This is a genomic window from Streptomyces sp. SID3343 (assembly GCF_009865215.1).
In the GTDB taxonomy this organism is placed as follows: domain Bacteria; phylum Actinomycetota; class Actinomycetes; order Streptomycetales; family Streptomycetaceae; genus Embleya.
Genome location: NZ_WWJX01000154.1, coordinates 1 through 3802, shown reverse-complemented (window position 1 = coordinate 3802; position 3802 = coordinate 1). Strand labels below are relative to the sequence as shown.

General features: G+C 70.8%; 4 protein-coding genes. 2 read left to right on the top strand and 2 right to left on the bottom strand.

Features of this window, described 5'->3' with window-relative positions:
- Positions 1-70: 70 nt before the first annotated feature.
- Positions 71-1237 carry an L-rhamnose isomerase gene (gene rhaI, locus GT354_RS05360; protein ID WP_161355013.1) on the bottom strand — a complete coding sequence of 389 codons (1167 nt, stop codon included), beginning with the start codon at positions 1235-1237 and terminating at the stop codon, positions 71-73.
- Between the two features lie 244 nt (positions 1238-1481).
- Between rhaI and GT354_RS05355 the strand changes: the two genes are divergently transcribed.
- Together GT354_RS05355 and GT354_RS05350 are read left to right on the top strand one after the other, a co-directional pair.
- A complete protein-coding gene (locus tag GT354_RS05355; protein WP_161355012.1) occupies positions 1482-2822 on the top strand; it encodes a sensor histidine kinase in 1341 nt (446 codons plus the stop codon).
- 53 nt (positions 2823-2875) lie between these two features.
- The gene (locus tag GT354_RS05350; protein ID WP_161355014.1) at positions 2876-3520 is read left to right on the top strand and encodes a response regulator transcription factor; all 645 of its coding nucleotides are present in this window, start codon (positions 2876-2878) and stop codon (positions 3518-3520) included.
- A 39-nt stretch (positions 3521-3559) separates the two neighbouring features.
- Here the strand turns inward: GT354_RS05350 and GT354_RS53495 are convergent.
- On the bottom strand, positions 3560-3802 hold a 243-nt coding region (locus GT354_RS53495), incomplete at its 5' end, for a hypothetical protein (RefSeq protein WP_237534399.1).

Sequence of the window (3802 nt, the reverse complement as noted above, 5' to 3'; positions counted from 1 at the left end):
GCGGGCGGGCACATGGGTCCGGCGGCCGGGTGGGTCACAGCACCGGGTGGGGGGCACCGGGCCGGGTGGGTCAGGCGCCCCAGCCGGCCTGGGCGCCGCCGACGCGTTCGGCGCGAATCTTCTCGGCGTAGCCGCCGGCGTGGTACGCGGCGATCGGGTCGGGCGCGAGACCCTGTTCCTCGCGCAGCCCGCGCAGGAGCGGGCGTACGTCGGTGTTGTAGGCGTCCATCAACACCGCGTTCGCGCCGAGCACGTCGCCGGACGACTGAGCGGCGGCCAGCGCCTCGCCGTCCACCACAAGCGCCTTGGCGGTGGCCTCCTGCACATTCGTGACCGAGCGGATCTGGCCGGGGATCTTGGGCTCGATGTTGTGGCACTGGTCGAGCATGAAGTTCACCCCGTTCGCGGGGTTCAGACCGCCGCCGCGGACGACCTCGTGCATGATCCGGAACAGCTGGAACGGATCGGCCGACCCGACCATCAGGTCGTCGTCGGCGTAGAAGCGCGAGTTGAAGTCGAACGCGCCCAGGCGGCCCTCGCGCAGCAGGAACGCCACGATGAACTCGATGTTCGTGCCGGGCGCGTGGTGACCGGTGTCCACGCAGACCGTCGCCTTGGGGCCGAGCTTGAGGCAATGCGCGTAGGACGTGCCCCAGTCCGGGACGTCGGTCATGTAGAACGCCGGCTCGAAGAGCTTGTACTCCAGCAGGATCCGCTGGTCGTCGCCAAGCCGCGCGTACACCTCCGCGAGCGCGTCGGCGAGCCGGCCCTGGCGGGTGGCGACGTCGTCCTGGCCCGGGTAGTTCGTACCGTCCGAGAACCACAGCTTCAGGTCGCGCGAACCGGTCGCGTCCAGCACGTCCACGCACGCGAGGAGGTGGTCGATCGCCTTGCGGCGAATCCTCGGGTCGGGGTTGGTGACGCTGCCGAGCATGTAGTCGTCGTCCTGGAACACGTTGGCGTTGATCGCACCGATCCGTACCCCGTTCGCGCGGGCGTGCTCGGCCAACGCGGCGTAGTCGTCGACGTGGTCCCACGGGATGTGCAGCGAGACGATCGGCGCCACGCCGGTGAACAACTGGACCTGAGCGGCATCCGCGATCTTCTCGAAAGGGTCGCGCGGGACACCCTCTTGGGCGAACACCTTGAACCGGGTCCCGGAGTTGCCGTACGCCCACGAGGGCGTCTCGATGCGCTGAGCGCGCAAGGCGGCCTTCGCCGCCTCGTGATCCTGCATGAGTGTCCGCTCCCTGTGGGTTTGCCGGGACGAAGGTGCGTCGGGACAACAGTTGCCGGGCCTGCGCGAGACCCTAATGAAACGTTTCAATGAGCGAAAGTAGAACGCCCGTCCCCACGCCGTCAAGGGCCCGCGCATCGAGCCGAAGGGCCGGGGTCGCCCCCTGGGTGCCGGCCACGGTGCCGCCCCGGGTCCGCCGGAGCGGCCGGCGGAGGCTGCTTCACGGCCGTATTAGCTTGGGGTCATGACCAAGTCGCTCTCCTTCGCAGTCCGAGGTCGGTGGTGGCCGGGCGTCGGGGCTCTGTCTCGCGTGGGGCGTCAAACGCTCGTGCGTTCGCTCTACCTGATCACCGCGCCGGTGACCGCAGTGGTCGGGCTCCTGCCGGTACTCGGTGGAGTGTTCGCCGCAACGATCGGCCTGCTGCTGCCCGGCGGTTCGTCGGTCGCGGCCCGCGCGCTGGCACCGGCGCGGTGGTGCGCCGATCTGGAACGGTGGCGCATCGCCAAGGTGCGCCCCTCGGCCCCGGGAGTCGAACGCGTCGGCCTACGCCCGGGGCAAAAAGGCAACGCCTCCGCGCACGCTGCGGGGTCGTGGCTCGACGCGGCCCACGCGGTGGTCGTGCTGCCCGTCACGCTCGTCACCTTCGCGGTGACCGCGCTGTGGTGGTTCGTCGGTCTCGCCTGCGTCACGTGCGCCCTGCGCTACCGGTACGCGCCGCCCGAGTCGCTGCGGCCCCTGTCGCTGAACGCGGGCAGTGCCGAATCGCACGTCACCGTGAGCCTGGGGTTGTTGTCGCCGGTCGACCGGGTCGCCTTCGGGACCGTGGTCGGTCTGCTGGTGCTGTTCACCCTGCCGCTCGTGACCCGCGCATGCACCACCGCCCAGACCGGGCTGGGGCAGGCGCTGCTCTCCGACGCGTCCGCGTTGCATCGCAGAATCAGCGGGCTCGAACAGGAACGGGACACCGCCCGCGCGCAGACGGTCGCCGCGGTGACCGCCGAGGCGACCGCGCTGCGCCGGCTCGAACGCGACATCCACGACGGCCCGCAGCAACGACTGGTCCGCCTGGCGATGGAGCTGGGGCGCGCCCAGCACTACTTCGACAGCAGGCCGGAGACCGTCCGGGCGGCCCTCGCCGACGCGATCGTCCAGACCCAAGAGGCCTTGGAGGAGCTGCGAGCGCTGTCGCGCGGCATCGCCCCGCCGATCCTCGTCGACCGCGGCCTGCACGAAGCGCTCACCGCCTTGGCCGCGCGCTCCACCGTCCCCGCCGAACTCGATACCGTTGCCTTGGACCGCCGGCTGGACACCGGCGTCGAGACGACCGCGTACTTCGTGATCGCCGAGTCCCTGACCAACGTGGCCAAGCACAGCCACGCGCACCGGTGTGTGATCGGGCTACGCCACAGTGAGGGAACCTTGAGGATTTGGGTGACGGACGACGGAGTGGGCGGCGCGGCGCCGGCCAAGGGGCACGGGCTGCGGGGTCTGGACGAGCGGCTGCACGCCGTCGGCGGCCGGTTGCGGGTCAGCAGTCCCTCGGGCGGGCCGACCACGATCACCGCCGTGCTGCCGTGCTGCTGAACCCGTACGAAGGAGCGCCCGAACCGTCTCCGGACCGGGCGGTCCGAGGCCCGCTGCGAATCGTCGTGGCCGACGATTCGGTGCTGCTGCGCGAGGGCCTGGTACGCCTGCTCGTCGAGGACGGTCACCACGTGGTGGACGTGGTCGGTGACGGCCCCTCCCTGGTCGAGGCGGTCCTCGAACACCGTCCGGATGTATCGATCGTCGACGTACGGATGCCGCCGACCCATACGGACGAGGGCCTGCGCGCGGCGATCACCGCCCGCTCGCACGTGCCCGGCGCCCCCATGCTGATCCTCAGCCAGTACGTGGAGGCGTCCTACGCCGGCGATCTGCTCGCCGACGGCTCCGGCGCGGTCGGGTACCTCCTCAAGGACCGGGTCGCCAGGCTTGAGGAGTTCCTGGACGCGCTGGACCGGGTCGCCCGCGGCGCGACGGTACTCGACCCCCAGGTCATCGCGCAGTTGCTCGCGGAGCGCCGCCGGGACAGTGCGGTGAGCACACTGACCCCGCGGGAGCGGCAGATCCTGGCGCTGATGGCGGAGGGCTGCTCCAATACGGCCGTCTCCCGGCAACTGGCCATCTCCGCCAGCGCGGTGGAGAAGCACATCGGCAACATCTTCGCCAAGCTCGGCCTCCTGCCCGACGACGCTCAGCATCGCCGAGTACTCGCGGTCCTGACCTACCTCAGAGGCTGACGACGGCCCACCGCCACGGCAGAGGCCGGCGTCGCCTGGTCAGGTCCTGACACGGACATCACTCACGCGAGGTGCCACGGTCTGCGCGATCTTCTCGTTGGCCTCGCCCGCCTCGCCGGCGAAGCGGGGGTCGGCGCGCCGGGAGTCCTTCTCGACCCCGTGTAACGGCCCAGGTGTGGCGGGCCATACCCCCGAGTGTCCGGCCTGCTCCGGTGACCGCGCGGCGCCGGTGCGAAACGGTGGTCGGCATGACAGCAACACCACACTCCACGAGCCCGCGGC

Excerpts from the sequence above, each read along its gene's own strand:
- rhaI (WP_161355013.1), bottom strand. The coding sequence starts at position 1,237 with ATGCAGGATCACGAGGCGGCGAAGGCCGCCTTGCGCGCTCAGCGCATC.
- GT354_RS05355 (WP_161355012.1), top strand. The coding sequence starts at position 1,482 with ATGACCAAGTCGCTCTCCTTCGCAGTCCGAGGTCGGTGGTGGCCGGGC.